Consider the following 1063-nt stretch of genomic DNA (forward strand, 5'->3'; position numbering starts at 1 on the left):
TATGCGAAGCTACGAATTGAAGCCCCAGTAAACGGCGGCCGTAACTATAACGGTCCTAAGGTAGCGAAATTCCTTGTCGGGTAAGTTCCGACCCGCACGAAAGGCGTAACGATTTGGGCACTGTCTCAACGAGAGACTCGGTGAAATCATAGTACCTGTGAAGATGCAGGTTACCCGCGACAGGACGGAAAGACCCCGTGGAGCTTTACTGCAGCCTGATATTGAAATTCGGCACAGCTTGTACAGGATAGGTAGGAGCCTTTGAAGCGTGAGCGTCAGCTTACGTGGAGGCGCTGGTGGGATACTACCCTGGCTGTGTTGACTTTCTAACCCGCGCCACTTATCGTGGCGGGAGACAGTGTCAGGCGGGCAGTTTGACTGGGGCGGTCGCCTCCTAAAGAGTAACGGAGGCGCTCAAAGGTTCCCTCAGAATGGTTGGAAATCATTCGCAGAGTGTAAAGGCACAAGGGAGCTTGACTGCGAGACCTACAAGTCGAGCAGGGTCGAAAGACGGACTTAGTGATCCGGTGGTTCCGCATGGAAGGGCCATCGCTCAACGGATAAAAGCTACCCCGGGGATAACAGGCTTATCTCCCCCAAGAGTTCACATCGACGGGGAGGTTTGGCACCTCGATGTCGGCTCATCGCATCCTGGGGCTGTAGTCGGTCCCAAGGGTTGGGCTGTTCGCCCATTAAAGCGGTACGCGAGCTGGGTTCAGAACGTCGTGAGACAGTTCGGTCCCTATCCGTCGTGGGCGTAGGAAATTTGAGAGGAGCTGTCCTTAGTACGAGAGGACCGGGATGGACATACCTCTGGTGTACCAGTTGTCGCGCCAGCGGCATAGCTGGGTAGCTATGTATGGACGGGATAAGTGCTGAAAGCATCTAAGCATGAAGCCCCCCTCAAGATGAGATTTCCCAACTTCGGTTATAAGATCCCTCAAAGATGATGAGGTTAATAGGTTCGAGGTGGAAGTACAGTGATGTATGGAGCTGACGAATACTAATCGATCGAAGACTTAATCAATTTTATAGATTTTTTATTCGGGATTGCCGGGTAGAA

At 52.5% G+C, this 1063-nt stretch carries 1 rRNA gene; it reads left to right on the plus strand.

What is annotated here, in order from left to right:
- Positions 1–1027, plus strand: a 23S ribosomal RNA gene (locus ACZ2V4_RS11670); the annotation flags it as partial.
- Positions 1028–1063: the final 36 nt, after the last annotated feature.

The sequence above is a fragment of the Macrococcus sp. CoH-51_TC_04 genome, from assembly GCF_058188655.1.